This is a genomic window from Nonomuraea sp. NPDC026600, assembly GCF_040638335.1.
Classification (GTDB): domain Bacteria; phylum Actinomycetota; class Actinomycetes; order Streptosporangiales; family Streptosporangiaceae; genus Nonomuraea.
Window position 1 is genome coordinate 240,306 of sequence record NZ_JBEZYD010000006.1, and the last position, 24,905, is coordinate 265,210.

Consider the following 24,905-nt stretch of genomic DNA (forward strand, 5'->3'; position numbering starts at 1 on the left):
CGCATAGCTACGGGGTCGGTGGCTGGTGGCGTCTCCGGGTGTACGCCCGGTCGCCCGCGCCGAAGCAGACGAAGCCGAGCGCTCCCGTCTTGGCCGAGGCCGAAGCCAAGGCCGAGGCGGGGGACTGGCCGTCGGCCAGGAGGCCGTGGAACGCGGTCATCACGGCCAGCGCCTCCTCGTCACGCACCGGCACCATCCCCGCCACGACACAGGCCGTACCCCTGGACAGGAACGTCCCGGCCAGCCCGAGCGGGGCGCCGTCCGTGGGCGTGTGCGCCATCCCCGAGTCGCACGCCGACAGCACCACGAGCCGGGCCGTCCGGGACAGCCCGAGCAGGTCGTACGCCATGAGCTGCCCGTCGGCGAGCGTGATGCCCGACAGCAGCGGGCTGCGCGCGTGGAACACCCCGTGCGCCGCAAGATGCAGCACGTCGGCGCTGGTCAGCGCCGCGAGCACGGCGCCGGAGCGGGCGGGCACCTCGCGGCCGCCGGGATGGCAGGCGAGCACCTGCTCGACCTCCGCGCGCGCGTGGGCGAGCCCGGGCCCGGCCGCGGCGATCACCACAGGCCGTTCGGCGGGTACGGCGGCGCGCTGCCCGGCGTCCAGCCAGGCGGACGCGCTGGCGGCCACGGACACCGGACGATCACGCAGGCACGGCAGGGCCGTCCACGGCAACGTGTGCAGGGGACCGGCGGGCACCACGATCAGCGGCCGGTCGCCGAGTTCGGCCTGAATGGGCCGGAGCAGCAGTCGTTCGAGCTCCGCAGCGGCCGGTTCGACCTGGGCGTCAGCGGCGTCGGCGCCGTCGCCGAACCCGGCCCGGCGCAGCGAGTAGCGCAGGCGGATGAGCGCCTCACGGATGGGCCGCAGATCGCCCAGCCGCCGCAGCGTGAGCCGCTCCCCGGTGATCAGTACGGCCAGCAGCGAGGAGCCGTCGATGACGAACTCGACCAGCGCCGCGCCGCCCAGCCCGGCCCGCACGGCGCCGGGATCGGCCAGCCCGCAGGCGTGCGCGGGAGCGGCCACCGCCCGCCAGCGTTCCGCCCAGTCGAACACCTCCTCGGCACACCCGTCACGCACCGCCATCTCCAGCCCGAACGCCGCCAGCCGCTCCCCGGCCCGCGCCGCGTGCGCCCGCAGCGAGGGGTCGTCGAACGACTCCATGCTGCCGCCCATCTCGGTCAGCCCGTCGTGGACCGCGCGGAACGCCTGGGTGACGTCCTCCTGCAGCGCGGACTCCAGGGCGAGGGCGTGCTGGCGTACCAGCACCGGGATCTGTGCCGTCTGCGCGAGGTGCCTGGCCTGCAACTCCGAGGCCAGCGACGTGAGCTGGGTCCCGGCGGGCACCCAGCGCTCGCCGCGCTGCGCGTGCGCGGTGAGGCGGGCGAGCTGCGCCGACGCCGCCGGATGGTCGTCGAGCGCCAGCGCGGCCTCCGCCGCCACCAGGCGCAGCGCGGCGGCGCCCGCCAGGTAGGCGGGACCGTTCTCGAGGTCGTCGGCGCACGCGATCAGCTCGTCGAGCAGCTCGGGTGAGGAGCCCTCCAGCGCGAGGCGGGCACGCAGCACGACCTCCCTGACCAGCGGCAGCCATGACAGGCGGTCCTGCTCGGCCAGCTCGACCCCCGCCTGCTCGGCCACGGCCAGCGCGCGGCGGGCGTCGCCGGTGAGCAGCTCCACCTGCGCCAGTTTCAGCCGCGCCTCGGCCAGCGCCACCAGCGCGGCGGACGACTCCAGATCGGGTACGGCCAGGCTGAGCAGCGCTCTCGCCTCGCCGGGGAGGTGCGCGGCCAGCAGGGCCCCGGCGAAGTCGGCCCGCATCGTGGCCAGGCGCTCGGGGAAGCCGAACAGGGTGTTCTCGGCCGCCCGGTAGTGGGCGAAGGCACCGGTGATGTCGCCCCGGCGTACGGCGAGGAAGGGCAGGTTGGCGGCGGCCAGGCGGGCCAGGTGGTCGAGCCGGGCGTGGCGGGAGATCTCCAGGCAGGCGGTGATGTCGCGGGTGGCGGCGTCCCAATCGCCCCGATAGGCGTGGACGAGGCCGCGGTTGAGCAGCCCGCCGGCCAGGAAGCGGCGGTCGTCGATGGTGCCCGGCGCGACCACCAGCACCTGGAGCGCGCGGTCGCACGAGGCGATGGCCTCCTGGTAGCGGCCCAGGTGGGCGAGCGCGACGGCGCGCTGGGTGTCGAGCTTGGCCCGGTCGAGCGGGGAGAGGTCGGCCCAGGCCAGGGCGGCGACCCGGAGCGCCTGCAGGGGATGGCCGCGTTCGGTGCGTACCGTCACCAGGGAGAGCCGTGCCTGGGCCATGCGCCGGCGCGGGATGCCGGGGGTGGCGATGGCCTGCCGGAGGTGGGTTTCCGCGGCTTCGAGATCGCCGAGCTCGCGGGCGGCCAGCGCCATCGCTCTGCGGGCGACCACCGCGGCGTCGACGCAGCCCACTGCCTGGGCGGCGGCCAGGACGGTGCGGCCGGCGTGGAGGGCCTGTTCGGGATCGACCACCGAACGAAGCACCGCCATCTCAGCCGCCACCACCAGCGGGCCGCCGGGTGCGGCGGGCTCGTGGGGGGCGATGAGATCGGGAGCGGCCGTGCCCCCAAGCCCGATGGCGTCGGGAGTGGAACGGTCGTCCTGTGTCGCGATCATGGCGCCCTGGGCTTCGTAGGGGAGGGGTGGGAGCCAGGGGGTGGGACGCGGTACCTGGCTCCCGTGTGATCATGGGCGGATGCGCACCCACCTGGTTTGGACGGGTGCGAGACCGGGCCGGTGGCAGACCACGCTGAGCCAGCCCGGAGGCAGGCCGGTGACCGCGAACTGGCCCGTACGCGCAAGACGCCTGGTGAGCGTCAGATGCGGGGTCCTCACATCGACGTGGCTGCCCTCGCCAGGATGCGGGAACACTTGTCCCGCGACGTCGATGAGTCCGTCGCCCACCGTCACCTCCAGATCGAAGGTGAGGCCGGCCGCGACGAAGCGGACCATGCCGGGACCGTCGCCGCCTCGTACGCCACGGGTTGCGGCGCAGTCGGCAGGCGCGGCGGTCACCGCTTGAGAGACCCGGAGTCCGAAGGCATCACGTGCGGCGGCGGAAACATGCCCAGGGATCGGATCACTCCCGGCGGCGAGCCGGAGAGCCGCCAGGAAATACTCGTCGTTGATCATTGCACCGTCTCCTGTAGTGAGATCAGGGTGCGCAGTTTTTCCAGGCACCGGATCCTGGTTGGACCCACGGTGCCCACGGGCATGCCGAGCCGCATCGCCACCTGCTGGCTCCCCATATCCGTCGCCACCAGCTGGAGGAGGGTACGGCAAGGCTCGTGCAAGGCGGAGACCGTCTTCCACAGCAAACGGCTGCCGTCGGCCTCCAGGACGACAGTCGCCGGATCAGGGTCGTGCACGACGTCGAAGGAAGGAAATCCGGGTGGTTCCTTCCTGATGATCAGAAGCGCCTCACGACGCGTGGTCGTCGCCAGCCACGCGCCAACGCCTGATGGTTCCCTGATGGTGTGCAGGTTTTCGAGCAGGCGCAGCCAGGCACCCTGGACCGCGTCCGCCGCGTCGGTGACGTTCAGCCCGCACGCGCGGGCGACTGCCCACATGCGCGGCCCGAACCTGGACTCAAGCTGGTCCCAGGCCGTCTGGTCGTCTTCGGCCGCGGCCTTGAGCAGCTCCGCCGGATCGCGTGGCTCGTGCATGCGGCCTCCTTCGCCGTGACGGACGAGGAGGCCACCCTGCCTCCTCGTGATTGGCCGAGGACTGAGCGTAAACTCTACAGACTCGACCTGATGAGAACTCCCAGATCGGGAATTTGCCGGGTCGTCTCAGGGTCAAGGACTCGCCCGGCGGCCTCCTTGGCCGGCAGGTCCTTGGCGGCCTCGGCGATCGTGCCCGCGACCAGGGCCGTTGCGAAGGAGGTGCCGCTCCAGACGGCGTACCCGGCGAACTCGTCGCGCTCCAGGAAGCTGCTGGCCAGCCACTCGCCCCGGGCGCACGCGTTGACCCAGGAGCCGTAGGCGGAGAACGGCGCCCGGTGCTCCTGCGTCGCGTCGAGCGCGGCCACGCCCACGACGTCGGGCAGCGCGGCCGGCCAGAACGGCCGGTCGCTCGCGGTGTTGCCCGCGCAGGCCACCGCGACGGTGTCGGGCAGGCCCCGCAGCGCATCGTTCAGCAGGGGAGGCGGCCGGTCGTCGAAGGTATGACAGCCGAAGGACAGGTTCAGGATCGGGGGCGGGTTCTCGCGCAGCCGGTTCAGGGCGCGGACCACGCCCGCCTCGTCGCCGACACCGTCCCCGTCGAGCACCCGCCACACGCGCAGCCCCGCGCCCGGCGCCTGCCGCAGCAGCAGGCCGGCGAGGAACGTGCCGTGGCCCGCCTGGCGACCCTCGAGCAGCTCGGCGTCATCCCTCGGCTGGTCGTCGTACCAGTCGCTGTCGGCCCACCACGGGTGCTCGGCGATCCCGGTGTCGAGCAGTCCCACGACGACGGGCGAGCGCGCTCTGCCCGGTTTGTACGGAACGGGCGGCGAGGGGAACGGCCGCGACGCCGGCCCGCCCCAGAACAACGGCTGTCCGGCGAGCACATGGTTGGGGGAGGCCCGGAAGCCGTGCTCCCGCAAGTCCATGGTGATCTCGATGGGGTCGACGCCAGGCGACAGATGGATCACGCAGACGCCGTCGGCGTCGGCGACGGCCTGGGTCCAGCGAGCCGCGGTGGACAGCGCGCTGCGGTCGGTCAGTATCTGAGCTGGCCGGATGAGCGACTCGCCGACAGATTGGATGTCCATGAGCGGGTATCTTTCCGCGCTCACCCGCGTGTCACACGCCCCTGCCGCACCAAGTTGGTATGGCCCCCCTCTGGTGCCCGGTTGCGACCGACGGTAGTCTCTCCCTAGTCACTTGTGATCATCCCGGGGCGAGGCCGTTGGGGAAGGCGCACCTCGTACCGAATCGGGAGGTCCGGTGTCTGCTTGTGGCGTGCTTTACGTCCACTCAGCTCAGCCCGCGCTGTGCCCACATATTGAATGGGCGGTCGCGGGTGTTCTTGGCGTACCCGTGGACCTGACGTGGACGCCGCAACCCGCCGCGCCCAACGTCCTGCGGGCACAGGCGGAGTGGGAAGGTCGTCCGGGCATCGCGGCGGCCATCACCTCTTCCCTCATGGGCTGGCAGCGCGTCCGGTTCGAGGTCACCGAGGACGCCTCACAGGGGGTCGACGGGTCCCGTCATGCCTATACGCCGACGCTCGGCGCCTTCAGCGCGGTCGTCGGGGCCGCGGGGGACATCATGATCCCCGAGGACCGGCTCCGCACCGCGATGCTGATGGCCGCCCAGGGACGGGCGGTGCTGGAGGACGAGCTGGACAAGCTGCTCGGCCGGCCGTGGGACGAGGAGCTGGAGCCGTTCAGGTACGCGGGCGACGGCGCGCCGGTCCGCTGGCTGCACGCCGCCGTCTGAGACACGCGCCGCTGAGGCACGCGGAGCTGAGTCACGCGCCGTGGCACGCGTGAAAGTCGCCCGAACGCGTAAAGCCGCCCGGACAGGTGAAGGCCGCCCGAACTGCGTGAATGCCGCTGAATACACGAAAGGGGCCCCGCACCCATGAGGTGCGGGGCCCCTTTCACCTGACTACAGGGGGATGTTGCCGTGGGCGCCCCTGGCCGGGGTGGCCTGGGCGAGGACCTTGGCGATCGCGCCGCGGGTCTCCTCCGGCTTGATGACCTCGTCGATCACGCCGAGCTGCTGCGCCCGCTCGAGCCCGCCCGCCAGCTTCTCGTGCTCGTCGGCCAGCCGCTGCTCCAGCTCGGCCCGCTCCTCGTCGGGGGCGGCGGCCAGCTCGCGCCGCTTCAGGATGCGCACCGCCGCGACCGCGCCCATGACCGCGATCTCGGTCGTCGGCCAGGCGAACACCTTGGTGGCGCCCAGCGCGCGGGAGTTCATGGCGATGTACGCGCCGCCGTACGCCTTACGCGTGACCAGCGTGATGCGCGGCACCGACGCCTCGGCGAAGGCGTGCAGCAGCTTGGCGCCACGGCGGACCACGCCGTCGTGCTCCTGTCCGACACCCGGGAGATAACCGGGCACATCTACCAGGACAACCAATGGGACGCCGAAAGCGTCACACATACGAACGAAGCGGGCAGCTTTCTCGGCGGACGTGGCGTCGAGGCAGCCACCCAGCCGCATCGGGTTGTTGGCGATCACACCGACCGTCCGGCCACCGAGGCGGCCCAGCGACGTGACGATGTTCGGTGCCCACTTGGGGTGCAGCTCGATGCCCGGCTCGTCGAGCAGGCCGTTCACCAGCGGCTTGACGTCGTAGGCGCGCCGCGCCGATTCGGGCAGCAGCGTGGAGAAGTCGACCTCGTCGATGCCCGTGCCGCGGACCCGGCCCTGGTGGCCGAGCAGCACGGCGAGCTGCCGCGCGCGCAGCAGCGCGTCGGTCTCGGTCTTGGTGATGATGTGGACGACGCCGCTGCGCTTGCTGTGCGGCTCGGGGCCGCCCAGCGCGGCGCTGGTGACCTCTTCGCCGGTGACGCTGCGGACCACGTCGGGCCCGGTGACGAAGATGCGGCCCGAGTCGGCCAGGATCACCAGGTCGGTCAGCGCCGGCCCGTAGGCGGCGCCACCGGCGGCGGGGCCGACGACCACGGAGATCTGCGGCACCACGCCCGAGGCCTTGGTCATCGCGCTGAAGACCCGGCCGACGGCGTGCAGCGACTCGACGCCTTCGGCGAGTCGCGCACCGCCGGAGTGCCAGATCCCGATGACCGGCACCCGTTCACGGACGGCCACGTCGTAGGCGTGCACGATGTGCTCGCAGCCCTCGCTGCCCATCGCGCCGCCCTGGAAGCGGGCGTCACTGCAGAAGGCGACGACGGGGACACCCTCGACGCGGCCCATGGCGGCGAGTACGCCGCTTCTGTCCTCAGGAGTGATCAGCCGCACCGAGCCCTCGTCGAGCAGCGCGGTCAGCCGGACGATCGGATCGCGGGGGTCGGCGGGCTCCTGCTCGGAGCCCTGCGTCACAACCCGATTGTCGAGCACAGTCATTTAAGCCCCCTTGAACACGACCGCCACGTTGTGGCCGCCGAATCCGAACGAGTTGTTGACCGCGGCGATGTCGCCCTGCGGCAGCGGGCGGTTCGCGCCGTAGACGAGATCCACCTCGATGCCGTCGTCGAGGCTGTCGAGGTTGATGGTGGCCGGCACGATGCGCTCCTGGAGCGCCTTGATCGTGAAGACGGACTCGATGCCACCCGCGCCACCCAGCAGGTGGCCGGTCATGGACTTGGTCGAGGTGACCAGCGGGTGCGTGCCGATGGCCTTGGCCACCGCCTGCACCTCGATGACGTCGCCCGCAGGGGTGGAGGTGGCGTGCGCGTTGACGTGCTTGACGTCGTGGCCGGTGACGCCCGCGTCGGTGAGCGCCTGGGTCATCGCCATGCTGATGCCCCGGCCTTCCGGCTCAGGATTGGTGATGTGGTGGGCGTCGGCGGAGTAGCCGACACCCGACGCGTAGGCGTAGATCCGCGCGCCGCGCGCCTTGGCGTACTCCTCGGACTCGAGCACGATGATGCCCGCGCCCTCGCCCAGCACGAACCCGTCACGGTCGCGGTCCCACGGCCGCGAGGCGCCCGCGGGGTCGTCGTTGCGGGTGGACATGGCGCGCGCGGCGGCGAAGGCGGCCACGTTCAGGCCGTGGATCGCCGCCTCGGTGCCGCCCGCGACCACCACGTCGGCACGGCCGGACCTGATCATGTCCATCGCGTAGCCGATGGCCTCCGCGCCGGACGCGCAGGCCGAAACGGTGGCGTGCACGCCGGCCTGGGCGCCGCGATCGATGCCGATCCAGGCGGCCGGGCCGTTGGGCATCAGCATCGGCACCGTGAAGGGCGAGAGCCGGTTCCAGCCCCGCTCCTTGTAGGTGTCGTAGGCGGTCAGCGTGGTCGTGATGCCGCCGATGCCGGAGGACACCACGACGCCGAGCCGCTCGGGCGCCACCTCGGGGGCGCCCGCGTCGGCCCAGGCCTCCCGGGCCGCGACCATGGCGAACTGCTCGCTGCGGTCGAGGCGGCGGGACTCGGGCCTGGGCAGCACCTCGGTCGGATCGACCGCGGCCGTCCCCGCGAAGTGCACGGGGACGGTGTCGATCCAGTCCTCGGTGATGGTCTTGACGCCCGACTGACCGGCGAGGAGCGCCGACCAGGTCGAGGTGACGTCTCCACCGACGGGCGTCGTCGCGCCGAGCCCGGTGACCACGACACGTACCCGGTTTGCACTCACGTTTCGCGCTCCTTGTCGATCAGTTGGGAACTGAGATCAGTGGATGACTGACGTCAGTTCTGGATGAAGGTGAGAACGTCCTTGACCGTCTTCAGGTTCTTGAGCTGGTCGTCAGGGATCTCGACGCCGAACTCGTCCTGGGCGGCCACGGCGATCTCGACCATGGACAGGGAGTCGATGTCGAGGTCGTCCACGAAGTTCTTCTCGGGGGTGACGTCGGTCGCCGGGATCCCGGTGATCTCGTTGATGATCTTGCCGAGGCCCTCGAGGATCTCCTGCTCGGTGGCAGCCATGTCGCTATTTCTCCTTTGGTTTTTCTGGGTTCTGTACGGCTACGGCCGTACAAGTTCTGATGAGTACGGAACGGAGCCGTACCGGATCTTACGGAATCTCGATGACCTGACCCGCATAGGTCAGGCCGGCGCCGAAGCCCAGGATGAGCGCGAGCTCACCCGAACGCACCTCGCCACGTTCCAGCATGCGCGAGAGCGCGAGCGGGATGGACGCGGCGGAGGTGTTGCCGGCGGTCACGATGTCGCGCCCGACGACGGCCTGGTCGGCGCCGAGCTTACGCGCGATCGCCTCGATGATGCGCAGGTTGGCCTGGTGAGGTACGAAGGCGGCCAGCTCCGACGGGTCGACCCCGGCACGCTCGCACGCCTCCTTGGCCACCGGGTGCAACGCGGTGGTGGCCCAGCGGAACACTGTCTGACCCTCCTGGTGGAGGGAGTCATTGCGGTCGTTGACGATGATCGCGTCGGATTTGTCACCTGAGCTGCCCCAGACTACCGGCCCGATGCCGGGTGTGTCGGAGGGGCCGACCACCGCGGCGCCCGCGCCGTCGGCGAAGATCACGGCGGTGGACCTGTCGGTCCAGTCGATCCACTGCGACAGCTTCTCGGCGCCGATGACGAGCACGTGCTTGGCCGAGCCGGCGCGGATCGCGGAGCTGGCGACGCCGAGCGCGAAGCAGAAGCCGGCGCAGGCGGCGTTCACGTCGAACGCACCGGGCGACTGGATGCCGAGGCGGTGGGCCACGACGGCCGCGGCGTTGGGGATCTGCGTCTCCAACGTGCAGGTGGCGACGATGACCAGGTCGATGTCGGTGGCCGACAGGCCACTGGCGGCCAGCGCCTTGCCACCGGCCTGCACCGCCATGTCCTCGACGGACTCGGCCGGACCGGCGATCCGGCGTTCCTTGATGCCGACCCGCGACTGGATCCACTCGTCGTTGGTCTCGATCGTCTTGGCCAGGTCGTCGTTGGTGACGACATTGGACGGCTGGTAGTGGCCGAGGGCCAGCACCTTGGCGCCCGGGGCGATGTCGGGAATCTTCACTTGGTCAGCTCCCTGGCCGCGTCGAGATCGTCTGGGGTCTTCAGCGCCACGGTCCGTACGTCCCGCAGCCCGCGCTTGGCCAGGCCGGTCAGCGTGCCGCCCGGCAGCAGCTCGATCATCCTGGTGACACCGAGGTCGGCCATCGTGGCCATGCAGCGGTCCCATCGGACGGGGTTGCTGACCTGGTCGATCAGGCGCCGCATCAGCACGGCGCCGTCGGTGACGACCTGGCCGTCGGCGTTGGACAGCAGTTTGACCCGCGGGTCGGCGGGGGCGATGCCCTCGGCGGCCGCACGCAGGTGCTCGACGGCCGGGGCCATGTGCTCGGTGTGGAAGGCGCCCGCGACGGAGAGCGCGATCAGCCTGGCCCGGGCCGGCGCGTCCGCCTTGAAGGCGGCCAGTTGCTCCAACGTGCCGCCGGCGACGATCTGGCCGGCGCCGTTGACATTGGCGGGGGTCAGGCCGTGCTTGTCGATGGCGGCCAGCACGTCGGCCTCCACACCGCCGAGCACCGCGGTCATGCCGGTCTCGGTGACGGCGGCGGCCTTGGCCATGGCCTGGGCGCGCTCGCGTACCAGCGTCAGGGCCTGCTCGGGGGTCAGCACCCCGGCCAGCGCCGCCGTGGCGAACTCGCCGACGCTGTGGCCGGCCAGCAGGTCGGGGGTCGCGCCGAGCGCCTCGGCCGCGGCCAGCGCGGCGGCTACGAGCAGGGGCTGGGCGACCGCGGTGTCGCGGATCTCGTCGGCGTCGGCCTTGGTCCCGTACGTGATCAGATCGAGGCCCACCACCTCGGACCACGCGGTCAGCCGATCCGCGAGGCCGGGGAGTTCGAGCCAGGGTGTCAGGAAGCCTGGAGTCTGGGCACCTTGGCCCGGAGCGACGAGTACAAGCACAAAATCCACACTGCCCTGTAGAAGTCCAACACGAGGATAAGGATCCGTACGAACTTCATCCAAGGAGGTTTGTAGGAATCCTACAGTGGGGGTTTCGGCGTTGTTACGTTAGGGCCCGCCAGGTAACGGCGCTCTCCGAGAGCCTGCCGAGAATCAGTCCCACCTGCAAGGTGAAGGCCGATCTGCCTTCCGTCGGCTGGTAGCCGGTCAGCTCGGTGATCTTCTTGAGCCGGTAGCGGACGGTGTTGGGGTGGACGAACAGCAGCCGGGCCGTGGCCTCCAGCGAGGTGCCCTGCTCCAGGTAGGTGGCCAGCGTATCGAGAAGCGGCGTGCCGGCGAGGGGCAGGTACACGTTCTCGATGAGCTGCTCCCTGGCGTCGTCGTCGCCGTCGAGCGCCCGTTCGGCGAGCAGGTCCTCGGCGTGCACCGGGCGGGGGGCGTCGGGCCAGCCGGACGACGCCTTCAGCCCGGCCAGCGCCGCCTTGGCCGATCTGGCGGCGGCGTGCAGGTCGGGCACCTCCGGGCCGATGACGATCGAGCCCTCCCCGAAGCGGGCCACCACCTGCTTGGCCGCGGCGTCCACGCTGTCGGCGCCGCCCACGATCACGATCAGCCGGTCGGCCTGCACCCCGGCGAGCAGGTCCATGCCGATGCGGCGGCCCTTCTCGCGCAGCCCGTCGATCACCGCGCGCGGGTCGTCCTCGGGGGCGCGGCCCGCGATCACGACGACGGGGGAGGAGGTCCAGCCCAGCGCGGCGGCCCAGGAGTGCAGCCCGTCGTCGACCTCGCCGCGCACCAGCGCGTCGACGATCAGCGCCTCCAGCCGGGCGTCCCACGCGCCCCTGGCCTCGGCCTCGCGGGCGTAGACGTGTGCGGCGGCGAAGGCCACGTCGCGGGTGTAGCGGAGCATGGCCTGCTCGAGCTGGTCCTCGCCGCCCGGCGCAGCCAGCTCGTCGGTCTGCGCCTCGACCACTTCCACGACGATCCTGACGATGTCGACGGTCTGCTGGAGCGAGATCGACCGCTTCAGCTCGCGTGGCGCGGTGCCGAAGAACTCGATGCTGGGCGTGGGCCGGTTCTCGCCCGCGTGCTGGAACCACTCCACGAACGCGGCGATGCCGGCCTGCGCCACCAGGCCCACCCAGGAGCGGTCCTCGGCGCTGAGGGCGCGGAACCACGAGAGCTGATCGTCCATGCGGGCCATGGCCGCCGTGCCGAGCGAGCCCATGGCCCGCTCCAGCCTGCGCGTGGTGTCCTCCCGGGTCCGGTCTGTCACGCCTCCTAGAGTGCCAGGTCGAATCAGATGACCGCGACCGCGGTGATGAGCCCGATGGCCACATGGGTGACGGCGAGCAGCCGGGCGCCCGGCTGCAGCTCCGGCTCCTTGACCAGGTCGCGTACCGAGATGCCGACCAGCTTGTCGAAGATGAGCATGGCCACGGTCTGCACCACGATGCCGACCAGCCCGAAGACGGCGGTGCCCGCCAGGCCCTCGGTGAGCCGGCCGCCCGACGACCAGATGGAGGCCGCGACGATCAGGCCCACCGCGGCCAGCGCCGAGGTGGCCAGCAGCGTGGCGTTGGGGTTGCGCTCGGTGCGGATGATCGAGCTCAGCTTGCCGGGCGTGGCGAGGTCGATCACGTAGAAGCCGACGATCAGCAGCACGACGCCTACGGCGGCGTAGGCGGCGATGGCGCCCGCGCCGCGGGCGAGAGTCTCCAGCAGGGTCATGGGTGCTCGATTCGGTGAGGTACGAAGGAAGAGGTGTCATCGGTTATCAGGCCTGTAGTCTCCCTGATACCCAATCCGGCGGCCTCGTCGGCGATCACCCAGGCGCCGAGCACCGGCCGCTCGCCTTCGAAGTCGGGCAGGGCGTCGAACCCCTGGAAGACGTAGCCCTCCTGACCGTAGGACCCGGGCGTCTCCTGGGTGCCGTCCGGCGTGACGATGCGCATCGACGCGCCCTCCCTGCCCAGGAGCGGCTTGGCGATGTAGGAGTCCAGGTCGCGGGGGCCGTCGAGGTAGGCGGGCAGCAGGTTGGGATGGCCCGGATAGAGCTCCCAGAGGACGGCCAGCAGCGCCTTGTTCGACAGCAGCGTCTTCCACAGCGGTTCGATCCAGGTCGCGTGCCGTACGGCGTGCCGCCCGAACGGGTCGGCCAGCATCCACTCCCACGGGTAGAGCTTGAACGCCGAGCGGATCATCCCCTCCTCGACGTCGACGAAGCGGCGGTTGAGCGCGTCCCAGCCGATGTCCTCCATGGCGACGGCGACCGTGCTCAGCCCGGCCTGCTCGGCGGTCTCCTGGAGGTAGGCCAGGGTCATCGCCTCCTCGCCGGTCTCGTCCATGTTCGTCCAGGCGAAGTGGATCGGCCCCGTGGGCAGGGTCAGCTCGCGCCAGCGGTCGATGAGCCGTTCGTGGATGGAGTTCCACTGGTCGCCGTCGGGATGGACGTCCTTGAGCCAGAACCACTGCGCCACCGACGACTCGACCAGCGAGGTGGGCGTGTCGGCGTTGTACTCCAGCAGCTTGGCCGGGCCCGTGCCGTCGTAGCGCAGGTCGAAGCGGGCGTACAGGTGCGGGTCGCGCCGCTCCCAGGAGCGCGCCACGTCCCCCTCCGCCCAGGAGGGGATGGCGAAGTCGGCGTAGCGCCCGGTCGAGACGACGTGCTCCACGGCGCGCAGGCACATCCCGTGCAGCTCCTCGACCTGCTCCTCCAGCTCCTCCACCTCCGCCAGGGAGAAGACGTAGTGGATGGACTCGTCCCAGTAGGGCCGGGTGAGTCCTTCCGGGTGGGCGGCTCGGTGGTAGGCCAGGCCCTGGCTCTCGATCGTCTTCTCCCAGCCGTCCCTGGGAGCGCCGTGTTCGCGCCGCACCGTCAGCCTCCGCCGCTCCAGTGGCTGCCGAAGCCGCCACGCTGGATGGAGCGGCCGTTGCGGCTGGAGATGTTCGTGTCGGAGGGGCGGTAGCTGGTGCCGGAGCGCACGTGCGTGCCGATCCTGGTGCCGCCGTAGTACCAGTGGTAGGCGCCGCGCGAACCGCCGTAGAAGTGGGTGGAGCCGTCGTCGTCATCGTCGCAGAGGGACTCGTCGACGATCTCGTACGAGCCGTCGCTCAGCTGGTTGTTCATGTCGACGCAGTCGGCGGTCACGTCGTCGTCGTTCTGGGCCGAGCAGTAGCCCACCAAAAGGACGGACACGACGCCGAGGACGGACAGGGTGATCACCTTCGACGCCTTCGACCGCTTTGGGGCCTCCGGCGGGGGAGGCGGCACGGGCGGCGAGTATCCCATCAAGCTCCTGCTTTCATTGGCCGAACAGCCTATAGGCGCAGCTCCTGCCGGTTCAATGTCTACAACCGGCAGCTTGCAATCGGCTTGGGTACGTATCAACACATGACACCGGTCGAGGCGCTGCGCGAGATCGCCTTCCTGCTCGAACGGGCCGGCGAGCCCACCTACCGCGTACGCGCCTTCCGCAACGCCGCCGTCGTCGTCTCCGAGCTGCCCCACGACGAGCTGGTACGGCTGGCACGGGTGGGCGGCCTGACCGAGCTGCCGGGCATCGGCAAGGTCACCGCCCTGGCGATCACCGAGGCGCTGGACGGCGACGTGCCCACCTACCTGCGCCGGATGCGCGCCACCGAGGGCGCCGACCTCGACGACGAGACCGCGGCGCTCAGGGCGGCGCTCAAGGGCGACCTGCACAGCCACTCGGACTGGTCCGACGGCGGCTCGCCGATCGAGGAGATGGCCGGGGCGGCCGAGGTGCTCGGCCACGAGTACTGGGCGCTGACCGACCACTCGCCCCGTCTGACCGTGGCCGGCGGACTGTCCGCCGACCGGCTCAGGAGGCAGCTCGACCAGGTGGAACGGCTCAACGAGCGGCTCGCGCCGTTCAGGATCCTGACCGGCGTCGAGGTCGACATCAACCTCGACGGCACGCTCGACCAGGAGCCCGAGCTGCTGGAGCGGCTCGACGTCGTGGTGGCCAGCGTGCACTCCAAGCTGCGGATGAGCGGCCATGAGATGACGCGGCGGATGGTGACGGCGATCGCGAACCCGCACGTGGACGTGCTCGGCCACTGCACGGGACGGGTCGTGCAGGCGGGCGGCCGGCGGGGCCGGGTCCGGCCGGAGTCGGACTTCGACGCCGAGCTGGTCTTCGAGGCGTGCCGCCGGTTCGGGGTCGCGGTCGAGATCAACTCGCGGCCCGACCGGCTCGACCCGCCGAAACGGCTGCTGCGGCTGGCCTACGAGATGGGCTGCGACTTCGCGATCGACTCCGACGCGCACGCGCCCGGCCAGCTCGACTGGCAGCGCCACGGCTGCGAACGGGCCGCCCGGTGTGGCATCGAGGCGGCGCGGATCGTCAACACCTGGCCGCTCGCCGATCTGCTGGCGCGGCACGCCTGAACCCTTCCGGCGTGTGACGCCCGAATTCTGCTCGCGCGTCACGCCGGAACTCTTCCGGCGTGTCACGCTTGAAGCGGGATCGCCTGCCTGGTAGGGGCTTGGGGCGCGCGATTGTCGGTGGCGCGGCGTAACGTCGCGGGTGTGAACCGTACCGACCGGCTGTACGCGCTCGTCGAGGACCTGCGCGCGATCTCGCCACGCTGCCGTTCCGCCCGGGAGCTGGCCAAGCGGTTCGAGGTCAGTGCGCGCACGATCGAGCGCGACATCACCGCGCTGCAGGAGTCAGGGGTGCCGATCTACGCCGAGCCGGGGCGCAAGGGCGGCTACGCGATCGACAAGAAGATGTCGCTGCCCCCGCTCAACTTCACCCCCGCCGAGGCGGTCGCCATCGCCGTGGCGCTGAGCCGGGCGGGCGACCAGCCCTTCGGCAGGCAGGCGCGCAGCGCGCTGCGCAAGGTGGTCGCGGCCATGCCGGGGCCGGAGGGCGAGCTGGCCAGGGAGCTGGCGCGACGGGTGCAGATGATCGCCGAGCCACCCGAGCCGGGTGCCGAGATCCAGCCGCTGGGCGCCGAGGGCATCTCCCGGGCGATCGAGGAGGCCCTGCTGCGCCGCCGCGTGCTCAGGCTCGACTACGCCGACGCGAAGGGCGCGCTGACCTCGCGCGACGTCGAGCCCGGGGTGTATCTGGGCGGTCGCGGCGGTTTCTGGTATCTCGTGGCGTGGTGCCGCCTGCGCGATGACGTGCGGGTCTTCCGGCTCGACCGGATCGCCGCGGCGTCGGTCACCGCCGAGCGCTGCCCCGACCGGCCGCTCGAAGGGTTCGCCCCCGACGTTCCGGAGATGATCGTGCACGGCACGATGCTCGATTAATCAATCGAAAACACCGACATAGGGTTGTCGCCAAGCCGTTAGATCGTTGTCTTGTTCGAGAAACAAGGGAGACGACTATGGACAACACGGTTACCTGGTTCGAGGTCGCGACCGACGACCCCGAAGGTGCCCAGCAGTTTTACGGCGGCCTGTTCGGCTGGACGTTCGGTGCTTCCGAGGGCGGCCCGATCGACTACCGGATGATCGGCTATCCCGGTGGTGAGCAGCCCCGTGGTGGCCTCTACAACACCAAGGGCGAGCTCCCCGGCCACGCGATCTTCCACGTGCAGGTGGCCGACGTGGAGCAGAAGTGCCACGAGACCGAGTCGCTCGGCGGCAAGGTCGTCGCGAAGATCATCAATGACGGCGCGGGCACCGACTTCGCCTACCTTCAGGACAGCTCGGGCAACCTCTTCGGGATCTTCCACCGCAGGTGACCCGGCCGGGCGTGCACCCAGGAAGGCACCTTCCCCGCTGACCGGGCACACGCGCGAGCCGCTCTGGCGAGCGGTCACCCGCCCTGGACCCGCTGCCGACCGCCGAGTGGCGGCGCGTCCAGGGCCTCATTCATAGAGAGGCGGCCGTCAGCCAGCGCTCCAGGAAGGCGCGGTCGCCGTGGACGGTCAGCGCGTCGGGGGAGCGCCTGCCGTACAACATGAGCAGCAGGTCGCTCACCGGGGCCTGGACCGCGACGTCACCTTTCGCGTGGCCCCGCGCCCAGGTGATCCGGCCCGCCGGGCCCTGGGTGAGGGTCCATTCGCCGTCGGCGTCGCCGGCGTGGAGGTGGATCGTGGCCCCCTCCGCGCCGAGCTCCGCCAGCAGCTTGGTGACCCAGGAGGCGTGCGGCAGGAAGTCCAGAAACTCCTCGATCCCGTCGATCGCGACCGGCGCGGCGACGACGGGCTCCACGCCGGCCGCGAGCTCGGCGTCACAGCGGTGGACGACCAGCTCGAACAGCATCCGCCGGGCCCACCAGCTCGCGCGCCGGTCGCCGCCCCAGGTCCAGACCGGCGTGTCCGGGTCCGTCGCCCGCAGCGTGGCGACCAGCTCCCGAGCGCCCGCCAGCAGCCAGGCCGGATCGCCGCGCTGCCCCTCCGCCAGGCCGTTGGGCACCTGGCGGGGCCAGATCGGCTCCTGCCGCCGCGTCTCCACGATGTGCGCCACCCACCGGTGCAGGGAGCCGACGTGCGTGATCAGGTCCGCCAGGGTCCAGCCGGGGCAGGGCGGTACCGGAGTAGCGGGATCGGAGCCGGTGGCCAGCTCGGCCAGCCGGGCGATCTCGCTCTCCATTTGTGGGCAATAGTCCGTCACGGGACCGAGCCTAGGTCAGACCGCCTTGCAGGAGGCACCCTTCTCGGGCACCTTGCCGGCCAGCAGGTAGGAGTCGACGAACCGCTTGACGCACTTGTTGCCCGACAGATACGAGCCGTGCCCCTCGCCTTCGTACGTGACCAGCGTGGCCGTCTTGAGCTGCGCGGTCAGCTTGGGCGCCCACTCGTACGGGGTGGCCGGGTCGCCCTTGCCGCCCACCACCACGATCGGCCCCGAACCCGTCGCGTCGACGTGCTTGGCCTCATCGCTGCCCTTGACCGGCCAGACGCTGCACAGCCCGCCCGCGCCCTCGCTGCCGAACAGCGGCGACAGCTTCACGGCCGCGTCCTCGGTGCGCCGCAGCGTGGCCTCGTCGGGCCGTTCGGAGGTGTCGACGCAGGTGATCGCCGGGAAGCTGGTCATCTGCGTGGAGTACGTGCCCTCCGGCGACCTGCCGGTGTAGGAGTCGGCCAGGTAGAGCAGCGCCTGCCCCTGGCCCTTGAGCGCCGCGCCGAGCGCGTTGCCCAGGAACGGCCAGGCGAACTGCGAGTAGAGGGCGGCGGCGACGCCGGTGGCGGCCAGGCCCTGGGTGAGGTCCCGATCGCCGACCTTGAGCGGCTTGGCGGCGAGCCGGCTCATCAGCCGGTCGACGTTCGCGCTGGCCGTCGCCACGTCCTGGCCGACCTCGCAGGTGTCCTTGACGCAGTCCTTCAGGAAGCTCTCGTACGCCTGCTGGAAGCCGCGGGTCTGGGCCAGCGTGCGCTGCTCGAAGGTGACCGTGGGGTCGAGCGGGGCGTCGAGCACCGTACGGCCGACCCTCTTGGGGAACTCGGTGGCGTACACCGCGCCGAGCTGCGTGCCGTACGACATGCCGAAGTAGTTGAGCTTCGCGTCGCCCACCGCGGCGCGCAGCCGGTCCATGTCGCGGGCGGTGCTGACCGTGCCGACGTACGGCAGGATCTTGCCGGAGTCCTTCTCGCAGAGCTCGGCGAACTCCTTGTTGGCCGCGTCGCCCTCCTCGCGGATCTGCTCGGTGTCGGGCAGCGTGTCGAGGGACACGAACCGATCCATTTCCGCGGCGTCGCCGCACCGCACCCCCGAGCTCCGCTCGACGCCGCGCGGGTCGAAGCTGACCAGGTCATAGCGGGTACGCAGGCTGGACAGCGACTTGGCGGCCTGGTCGAGCGTGTCGACGCCGGAGCCGCCCGGACCGCCGAAGTTGAACACCAGCGAGCCCAGCCGCTTGTTCTGGTCGGTGGCGGGGACTTTGATGAGCGCGATATCGATCTTGTCGCCATCGGGTTTGGCGTAGTCGAGGGGCACGGCCAGTTTCCCGCAACGCACGGAGGTGTCCTGCCTGGCCGGCTTCTGTCCGTTGGGCCGCTTGATGTCCGTGCACGGTCCCCAGGCGATCTGCTGGGCGGCGCCGACATCCCCATCGACGGCCGGTTTCGCCGGTGCGCTCATGCAGGCGGCGGCCGTTGTGGCCAGCGTGACAGCGGCTAGGACGCGTCGCATTTCCATCTCCCCCTAGGACTCTCAGGGGGAAGTTTTCCCCACAATACGCGAGTCCGTACCAATGGAGCGAGGTGGCACGTACCCCTCCCCAGCGTGTCGGCCGGAAAGGGCGACGCCCTCGCGGAAGATCTTCCGCGAGGGCGTCGTCGTTGTCGTGGTGCGCTCAGACGCCCATCGACTGGGTGTCGTTGCTCTCCGCGCCACCGGCCTCGGTCACGCCGTTCTTGAGGTGGTAGCGGGCGATCGCCTCGCGCAGCACCTCGCCGTCGAGCTCACCGCGCTTGACCAGGCTGGTCAGCACGGCCAGCGTGATCGACGCGGCGTCGACGTGGAAGTGGCGGCGCAGCGCGGACCGGGTGTCGGACAGGCCGAACCCGTCGGTGCCCAGCGAGGACCAGTCACCCGGCACCCACTGCGCGATCTGGTCCTGCACGGCCTTCATGTAGTCGCTGACGCCCACGAACGGGCCGCTGGCCTGCGAGAGCGCCTGGGTGACGTACGGCACGCGCGGCTCGGCGTCGGGGTTGAGCAGGTTGTGCTCCTCGCACGCCAGGGCGTCGCGGCGCAGCTCGGTCCAGGAGGTCGCCGACCACACGTCGGCCGACACGCCCCATTCCTCGGCCAGCAGCCGCTGGGCCTCGACGGCCCACGGCCCCGCTACGCCCGACGACAGGATGTTGGCCTTCGGCCCCTGCGTCCGCGGGCTCTCGGAGAACCGGTAGAGGCCCTTGAGCAGGCCCTGCACGTCGAGGTCCGCGGGCTGCGGAGGCTGCGTGTAGGGCTCGTTGTAGATGGTCAGGTAGTAGAAGACGTTCTCCTGCTGCTCGCCGTACATCCTGCGCAGGCCGTCCTTGACGATGTGCGCGACCTCGAACGCCCACGACGGGTCGTAGGAGAGCGCGCCCGGGTTCGTCGAGGCGATCAGCGGCGTGTGGCCGTCCTCGTGCTGCAGGCCCTCGCCGTTGAGCGTGGTGCGGCCGGCCGTCGCGCCGAGCAGGAAGCCGCGGCCCATCTGGTCGGCCATCTGCCACATCTGGTCGGCGGTGCGCTGCCAGCCGAACATCGAGTAGAAGATGTAGATCGGGATCATGTGCTCGCCGTGCGTGGCGTAGGCCGTGCCCGCCGCGATCGTCGAGGCCATCGAGCCCGACTCGGTGATGCCCTCGTGCAGGATCTGGCCCTGGACGGCCTCCTTGTACGACAGCAGCAGCTCCCTGTCGACGGCCTCGTACGTCTGGCCGTGCGGGGAGTAGATCTTCGCCGTCGGGAACATCGCGTCGAGGCCGAACGTACGGGCCTCGTCGGGGATGATCGGCACGAACCGGTGGCCGATCTCCTTGTCGCGCATCAGGTCCTTCAGCAGGCGGACGAAGGCCATCGTGGTGGCCACCTGCTGCTTGCCCGAGCCCTTGTTGAACTGCTCGTAGATGTTGTCGGCGGGCAGTTTGACCGGCTTGGCGCGCGTGACGCGCTTGGGCAGCACGCCGCCCATGGCCGCGCGGCGCTCCTTCATGTACTCGATCTCGGGGTCGTTCTCGCCCGGGTGGAAGTACGGGGGCAGCTCGCCTTCGAGCGCGGAGTCGGGGATCGGCAGGTAGAGCCGGTCGCGGAACTCCTTCAGCTCGGCCTTGGTGAGCTTCTTCATCTGGTGGGTGGCGTTGCGCGCCTCGAAGTCCTTGCCGAGCGTCCAGCCCTTGATGGTCTGGGCCAGGATGACCGTCGGCTGGCCGACGTGCTCGCGGGCCGCCTTGAACGCCGCGTAGACCTTGCGGTAGTCGTGGCCGCCGCGCGACAGCTTACGGATGTCGTCGTCGGACAGGTGCTCGACCATCTTGCGCAGGCGCGGGTCGCCGCCGAAGAAGTTGTCCCGGATGTAGCCGCCGGACTCCACGGAGTAGGTCTGGAACTGGCCGTCGGGCGTGGTGTTCATCTGGTTGACCAGCACGCCGTCGACGTCGGCCGCCAGCAGCGGGTCCCAGTCGCGGCCCCAGACGACCTTGATGACGTTCCAGCCGGCGCCGCGGAAGTAGGACTCCAGCTCCTGGATGATCTTGCCGTTGCCGCGTACCGGGCCGTCGAGCCGCTGCAGGTTGCAGTTGATGACGAACGTGAGGTTGTCGAGCTCCTCGCGGGCGGCCAGGCCGATCGCGCCGAGCGACTCGGGCTCGTCCATCTCGCCGTCACCCAGGAACGCCCACACGTGGCTGCGGCTGGTGTCCTTGACCTGGCGGTTGAGCAGGTAGCGGTTGAACCGCGCCTGGTAGATCGCCCCGATCGGCCCCAGGCCCATCGAGACGGTCGGGAACTCCCAGAAGTCGGGCATGAGCCGCGGGTGCGGGTAGGAGGGCAGGCCGTGGAAGCCGTGCGAGAGCTCCTGCCGGAACGCGTCGAGCTGCGCCTCGTTGAGGCGGCCCTCCAGGTAGGCGCGGGCGTAGATGCCCGGCGCGGCGTGGCCCTGGAAGAAGACCTGGTCGCCCGACTCGCCGTGGTCCTTGCCGCGGAAGAAGTGGTTGAAGCCCACCTCGTACAGGGACGCGGCCGAGGCGTAGGTGGCTATGTGGCCGCCGACGTTGGTGCGCGCGTTGGCGCGGGACACCATGATCGCGGCGTTCCAGCGGATGTAGGCGCGGATCCGCCGCTCGACGTGCTCGTCGCCGGGGAACCAGGGCTCGCGCTCCGGTGGGATCGTGTTGATGTAGTCGGTGCTGCGCAGGCCCGGCACGCCGACCTGGTGCTCGCGAGCCCGCTCCAGCATGCGGAGCATGAGGTAGCGGGCTCTGCTGCGGCCCTCCGTCTTGACCACATTGTCGAGGGATTCGAGCCACTCGTTGGTCTCACTGGGGTCGACATCAGGCAGCTGGCTGGGTAGGCCGTCGCTGATGATCGAGAATCGCTGGCGTCCGGAAGCCACTGGGTCTCGCCTTCCGAGGATGACTGATGTCTGGTCTGGGTCGCCTTCCATCCTGGTCGCTCGCCGTAGAAAGTGCATCTCTACTCGCGGGTAACCAGGGTGTCCCTGCTGGCAGGGTCACCATTGGTGGCCTAGACCACCGATGGTAGGACGAATCCCGGGCCAAGGTTACAGGCGGCGGCGAATTTAACAAGTACGGAAAAGCTACGAAATTTCGCCGTGCGCGTCTTGAGAGTGTGCCCGACCGGGGATGGCGTCACTCGTGCGGGGTGCGATCGGGCTTGCCCACGAGGGCGCACTGTAACGGTTCGGTCATGATTCTCCCTCCGCCTTCAGAGGGAGGCGGATATGCCTCTTTCCGTACGGGCGTCCGCGTACGAGTCTGGAGGTATGAACGCGACGATAGGCGATCGGCTCCTGGTGCACGGCAACACCGTGGGTGAGCGGGACCGCAACGGGATCATCATCGAGATCAAGGGATCCGACGGCGGGCCCCCGTACATCGTGCGGTTCGACGACGGACACACAGGCCTGGTGTTTCCCGGCCCCGATGCGGTCGTCGTACCTAAGTAGGATTCGTGTGTGAGATCCCAGATCATCTCCGTGGCCACGGGTTCACGGGAGACGGTGCACGACATCACCTCGGAATGCGCGGACTTCGTACGGGCTCTGGGGGAGGACGGGCTGCTGCACGTCTTCGTCCCGCACGCGACCGCCGGGGTGGCACTGATCGAACTGGGGTCGGGCAGCGATGATGATCTCGTCGCCGCCTTGCGCGACCTGCTACCGGCCGACGACAGGTGGCGTCATGCCCACGGGTCGCCCGGTCATGGCAGGTCACACGTCATGCCCGCGCTCATTCCGCCGTACGCGACCATCCCCGTGCTTGGCGGGCGGCTGGCGCTGGGCACCTGGCAGTCCATCGCACTCGTCGACCTCAACGTCGACAACCCGCAACGCCAGGTACGCCTGTCGTTTTTGTCGGATTGATTCAGGCAGTCTACGGCCGTACCCGTGGCGACCGTTGACGACTAAGGGTCACAGCGTGTGGACTGTCCCGAAGCGATAAACCGCATATGCGGGGCCACTCAAGCAGGAGGGATAAACGTGAGCGCGACCGCGGGTCAGGCGCAAAGTGAGCGCGGCCTGGCCGAACGGCTCGGCCTCAAGCCGGGTCAGGTGGTGCAGGAGATCGGTTGGGACGAGGACGTCGACGACGAGCTTCGCGACTCCATCGAGGACCTGACCGGTAACGAGTTGCTGGATGAGGAGACCGACGACGTCGTCGACGTGGTGCTGCTGTGGTGGCGCGACGGCGACGGGGATCTCTTCGACGTCCTCACCAACGCCATGCGAGCTCTCGCCGAAGCCGGCCAGATCTGGCTGCTGACTCCCAAGGCCGGGCGCGACGGCCATGTGGAGCCGAGCGACATCGGGGAGGATGCCGCTACCGCGGGTCTCTCGCAGACCAGCAGCATCTCCGCCGCGCCTGATTGGTCTGGGACCAGACTGGTCTCGCCGAAGGGCCGACGCTAGGGAGCCTGAGCGCCTGCCATGCGGCAGGATGGCGTGTGTGAACGAACGTCCTGCCGAGGTCGGCGCCCTAGCTCCAGACTTCGAACTGCGGGACCAGCACGGCACTCCGGTGAAGCTGTCAGACTTCCGGGGGAGGAAGGTCGTGCTGGTCTTCTATCCGCTTGCCTTCAGCGGCGTGTGCCATCAGGAGCTGTCGGCACTGCGTTATTTCCATGCCGACGCGCGACTCCTCACCGTCTCGGTCGACTCCATGTTCACGCATCGCGCCTGGGCGGATCGGGAGGGTTACGAGTTCCCTCTACTCTCCGATTTCTGGCCACATGGACAGGTCGCGCGGGCGTACGGTGTGTTCGATGACGAGAAGGGGGTCTCCCTTCGGGGGACCTTCATCATCGACGGCGCGGGCGTGATCCGGTGGTCGGTGGTCAATCCGGCCAGCAAGGCGCGTGACGTCGCCGACTACGTCAAGGCACTCGCCGACATTTCTTAACGGAGGAAACGATGCCCTGCTACCGCTGCGGGGCCCGGCAGACGGACCCCGTCCGTGGCGCCAGCCCGTGGAAGCGGGGGGTTCGCCGTGAGACCCAGGTGCTCATCTGCCCGGACTGTCAACGGCTGCACGACCTCGACCTCGAGGCCTGTGGCACGTGCGGGTCCACGGCGCTGATCTGCCGTCTGGGCGAGGTGGAGTGCAGAGCCTGCGGGTCCGTACGACTGGCACGGGCCGACGCGTTCGTGGGGTCGGACGCGATGGCGGGTTCGGGCGCCCCGCCCGGTCTGTCGGCCGAGGTCGAGGCGGCCCTGAATCGAGTGCTCGGCCGGGCCTGACCCGGGGTGGCCGTCTCAGCTTTCCGGACATTTGCTGAGCTGCGCTATCGTCTGCTGCGTGTCTGCAATGAGTTCGTTCGTCGTGGCGCTCGACGTCGGTGGCACGTCCATGAAGGGCGGTCTGGTCAGCGAGTCCGGCGCGGTACTCCTGAGCGAGCGTTGCCCCACCCCGCGTACCGAGGGCCCGGAAGCCGTCGTGGCCGCCATCAGGGAGTTCATCAGCCACCTGGCCGCCTCCGGTGATGGCATCCCGGCAGGTGTCGGCCTGGCGGTGCCGGGGCTGGTGTCCGAAGACGTGGCCGTCTACGCGGCGAACCTCGGCTGGCGTGACGTACCGGCCTCCGACTTCACCTCCCTCGACGTGCCGGTCATGCTCGGGCACGACGTACGCACCGGCGGCCTGGCGGAAAGCGTCCTCGGCGCCGGCCGCGGCGTGCCCGACTTCCTCTTCCTGCCCATCGGCACGGGCATCGCCGGCGCCATGATCGTCCACGGTCAGCCGTACGGCGGCTCCTCCGGCTGGGGCGGCGAGATCGGCCACATCCCGGTCTTCCCGGACGGCGAGCAGTGCGCGTGCGGCCAGTTCGGCTGCCTGGAGACGTACGCGTCGGCGGCCTCGGTCGGCAGACGCTACAGCCTCCGCTCCGGCATCGAGGACGTCCGCGCCGAACAGGTCGTCTCCTCGGACGACCCCCTGGCCGTGGAGGTGTGGGACGAGGCGGTAGAGGCCCTCTCGCTGGCCCTGGCCACGTACACCCTGCTCCTGGACCCTTCCATGATCGTCTTGGGCGGCGGCATGGCCGAGGCGGGCCCTGCCCTCTTCGACCCCGTCCGCACCCGCCTCGTCAAACGCCTCGCCTTCCGCGACGCCCCACCCCTCCTGCCCGCCGCCCTGGGAGTCGACGCCGGCATGCTGGGCGCGGCCTTGCTGGGCTGGCGAGCGGCGGGGAGAGAGGACCTGGGGGCCGGGTGGGTGATGGATGTGCGATCGGAGCCGTTGGTGTCGTAAGGT

The 24,905-nt window shown here is 70.2% G+C and carries 26 protein-coding genes; 10 read left to right on the plus strand and 16 right to left on the minus strand.

Annotated features, from left to right (window positions below; translation table 11 throughout):
• Positions 1-7: 7 nt before the first annotated feature.
• The 4 genes from AB0F17_RS16820 to AB0F17_RS16835 form a co-directional block, all read right to left on the minus strand.
• Positions 8-2,638, minus strand: coding sequence for a CHAT domain-containing tetratricopeptide repeat protein (locus AB0F17_RS16820; RefSeq protein WP_358023040.1), 2,631 nt, complete (start codon positions 2,636-2,638; stop codon positions 8-10).
• Positions 2,639-2,707: 69 nt separating this feature from the next.
• Positions 2,708-3,154, minus strand: a complete 447-nt coding sequence (locus AB0F17_RS16825) for a hypothetical protein (protein ID WP_214635702.1) — start codon at positions 3,152-3,154, stop codon at positions 2,708-2,710.
• A complete protein-coding gene (locus AB0F17_RS16830; RefSeq protein ID WP_358023043.1) occupies positions 3,151-3,687 on the minus strand; it encodes a sigma-70 family RNA polymerase sigma factor in 537 nt (178 codons plus the stop codon). Before AB0F17_RS16830 ends, AB0F17_RS16825 begins: the two co-directional genes overlap by 4 nt.
• Before the next feature lie 74 nt (positions 3,688-3,761).
• Positions 3,762-4,775, minus strand: coding sequence for a S8/S53 family peptidase (locus AB0F17_RS16835; RefSeq protein WP_358023046.1), 1,014 nt, complete (start codon positions 4,773-4,775; stop codon positions 3,762-3,764).
• Between the two features lie 175 nt (positions 4,776-4,950).
• On the opposite strand from AB0F17_RS16835, the gene AB0F17_RS16840 reads away from it, so the two are divergent.
• Positions 4,951-5,445, plus strand: coding sequence for a DUF3145 domain-containing protein (locus AB0F17_RS16840; protein ID WP_358023049.1), 495 nt, complete (start codon positions 4,951-4,953; stop codon positions 5,443-5,445).
• A 171-nt stretch (positions 5,446-5,616) separates the two neighbouring features.
• On the opposite strand, the gene AB0F17_RS16845 is transcribed toward AB0F17_RS16840, so the two are convergent.
• The 9 genes from AB0F17_RS16845 to AB0F17_RS16885 form a co-directional block, all read right to left on the minus strand.
• Entirely contained in the window at positions 5,617-7,041 is a 1,425-nt protein-coding gene (locus AB0F17_RS16845) for a carboxyl transferase domain-containing protein (protein ID WP_358023052.1), read from the minus strand.
• Complete coding sequence (fabF, locus tag AB0F17_RS16850) at positions 7,042-8,274, minus strand: beta-ketoacyl-ACP synthase II (protein ID WP_358023055.1); 1,233 nt, start codon at positions 8,272-8,274, stop codon at positions 7,042-7,044.
• 53 nt (positions 8,275-8,327) lie between these two features.
• On the minus strand, positions 8,328-8,567 hold the full coding sequence (locus AB0F17_RS16855) for an acyl carrier protein (protein ID WP_214635708.1): 240 nt from the start codon (positions 8,565-8,567) through the stop codon (positions 8,328-8,330).
• An 88-nt stretch (positions 8,568-8,655) separates the two neighbouring features.
• Positions 8,656-9,612 carry a beta-ketoacyl-ACP synthase III gene (locus AB0F17_RS16860; RefSeq protein ID WP_358023058.1) on the minus strand — a complete coding sequence of 319 codons (957 nt, stop codon included), beginning with the start codon at positions 9,610-9,612 and terminating at the stop codon, positions 8,656-8,658.
• Positions 9,609-10,505 carry an ACP S-malonyltransferase gene (locus AB0F17_RS16865; protein ID WP_358023061.1) on the minus strand — a complete coding sequence of 299 codons (897 nt, stop codon included), beginning with the start codon at positions 10,503-10,505 and terminating at the stop codon, positions 9,609-9,611. The genes AB0F17_RS16860 and AB0F17_RS16865 overlap by 4 nt, the downstream gene beginning before the upstream one ends.
• A gap of 103 nt (positions 10,506-10,608) precedes the next feature.
• Positions 10,609-11,733: a helix-turn-helix domain-containing protein gene (locus AB0F17_RS16870; RefSeq protein WP_358023859.1), complete on the minus strand. Its 1,125-nt coding sequence runs from the start codon at positions 11,731-11,733 to the stop codon at positions 10,609-10,611.
• 71 nt (positions 11,734-11,804) lie between these two features.
• On the minus strand, positions 11,805-12,236 hold the full coding sequence (locus AB0F17_RS16875) for a DUF350 domain-containing protein (protein ID WP_358023063.1): 432 nt from the start codon (positions 12,234-12,236) through the stop codon (positions 11,805-11,807).
• Positions 12,233-13,381 carry a glutathionylspermidine synthase family protein gene (locus AB0F17_RS16880; protein WP_358023066.1) on the minus strand — a complete coding sequence of 383 codons (1,149 nt, stop codon included), beginning with the start codon at positions 13,379-13,381 and terminating at the stop codon, positions 12,233-12,235. Before AB0F17_RS16880 ends, AB0F17_RS16875 begins: the two co-directional genes overlap by 4 nt.
• A 2-nt stretch (positions 13,382-13,383) precedes the next feature.
• Positions 13,384-13,731 (minus strand): hypothetical protein, encoded by a 348-nt coding sequence (locus AB0F17_RS16885; RefSeq protein WP_358023069.1) that lies wholly within the window; start codon positions 13,729-13,731, stop codon positions 13,384-13,386.
• 168 nt (positions 13,732-13,899) lie between these two features.
• Between AB0F17_RS16885 and AB0F17_RS16890 the strand changes: the two genes are divergently transcribed.
• The 3 genes from AB0F17_RS16890 to AB0F17_RS16900 all read left to right on the plus strand — a co-directional run bounded on the left by AB0F17_RS16890 (position 13,900) and on the right by AB0F17_RS16900 (position 16,226).
• Entirely contained in the window at positions 13,900-14,919 is a 1,020-nt protein-coding gene (locus tag AB0F17_RS16890) for a PHP domain-containing protein (protein ID WP_358023072.1), read from the plus strand.
• A 141-nt stretch (positions 14,920-15,060) separates the two neighbouring features.
• Positions 15,061-15,789, plus strand: coding sequence for a YafY family protein (locus tag AB0F17_RS16895; protein WP_358023076.1), 729 nt, complete (start codon positions 15,061-15,063; stop codon positions 15,787-15,789).
• A gap of 77 nt (positions 15,790-15,866) precedes the next feature.
• Positions 15,867-16,226 carry a VOC family protein gene (locus tag AB0F17_RS16900; RefSeq protein WP_358023079.1) on the plus strand — a complete coding sequence of 120 codons (360 nt, stop codon included), beginning with the start codon at positions 15,867-15,869 and terminating at the stop codon, positions 16,224-16,226.
• Between the two features lie 130 nt (positions 16,227-16,356).
• Here the strand turns inward: AB0F17_RS16900 and AB0F17_RS16905 are convergent, their stop codons facing one another.
• The 3 genes from AB0F17_RS16905 to aceE all read right to left on the minus strand — a co-directional run bounded on the left by AB0F17_RS16905 (position 16,357) and on the right by aceE (position 21,529).
• The gene (locus tag AB0F17_RS16905) at positions 16,357-17,100 is read right to left on the minus strand and encodes a maleylpyruvate isomerase family mycothiol-dependent enzyme (protein ID WP_358023082.1); all 744 of its coding nucleotides are present in this window, start codon (positions 17,098-17,100) and stop codon (positions 16,357-16,359) included.
• A gap of 15 nt (positions 17,101-17,115) precedes the next feature.
• On the minus strand, positions 17,116-18,618 hold the full coding sequence (locus tag AB0F17_RS16910) for an alpha/beta hydrolase (protein WP_358023085.1): 1,503 nt from the start codon (positions 18,616-18,618) through the stop codon (positions 17,116-17,118).
• A 163-nt stretch (positions 18,619-18,781) separates the two neighbouring features.
• The gene (aceE, locus tag AB0F17_RS16915; protein ID WP_358023088.1) at positions 18,782-21,529 is read right to left on the minus strand and encodes a pyruvate dehydrogenase (acetyl-transferring), homodimeric type; all 2,748 of its coding nucleotides are present in this window, start codon (positions 21,527-21,529) and stop codon (positions 18,782-18,784) included.
• A gap of 390 nt (positions 21,530-21,919) precedes the next feature.
• Here aceE and AB0F17_RS16920 point away from each other — a divergent pair, with 390 nt between their 5' ends.
• From AB0F17_RS16920 to AB0F17_RS16945, 6 genes are all read left to right on the plus strand, one after another.
• Entirely contained in the window at positions 21,920-22,102 is a 183-nt protein-coding gene (locus tag AB0F17_RS16920) for a DUF1918 domain-containing protein (RefSeq protein ID WP_358023091.1), read from the plus strand.
• A gap of 9 nt (positions 22,103-22,111) precedes the next feature.
• Positions 22,112-22,519, plus strand: a complete 408-nt coding sequence (locus tag AB0F17_RS16925) for a secondary thiamine-phosphate synthase enzyme YjbQ (RefSeq protein WP_358023094.1) — start codon at positions 22,112-22,114, stop codon at positions 22,517-22,519.
• Between the two features lie 117 nt (positions 22,520-22,636).
• On the plus strand, positions 22,637-23,065 hold the full coding sequence (locus tag AB0F17_RS16930) for a DUF3052 domain-containing protein (RefSeq protein WP_214635722.1): 429 nt from the start codon (positions 22,637-22,639) through the stop codon (positions 23,063-23,065).
• Positions 23,066-23,102: 37 nt separating this feature from the next.
• Positions 23,103-23,555, plus strand: a complete 453-nt coding sequence (locus AB0F17_RS16935; RefSeq protein ID WP_358023098.1) for a peroxiredoxin — start codon at positions 23,103-23,105, stop codon at positions 23,553-23,555.
• An 11-nt stretch (positions 23,556-23,566) separates the two neighbouring features.
• Complete coding sequence (locus AB0F17_RS16940; protein ID WP_358023101.1) at positions 23,567-23,893, plus strand: hypothetical protein; 327 nt, start codon at positions 23,567-23,569, stop codon at positions 23,891-23,893.
• 67 nt (positions 23,894-23,960) lie between these two features.
• On the plus strand, positions 23,961-24,902 hold the full coding sequence (locus tag AB0F17_RS16945; RefSeq protein WP_358023862.1) for an ROK family protein: 942 nt from the start codon (positions 23,961-23,963) through the stop codon (positions 24,900-24,902).
• The last annotated feature ends 3 nt before the right edge of the window (positions 24,903-24,905 follow it).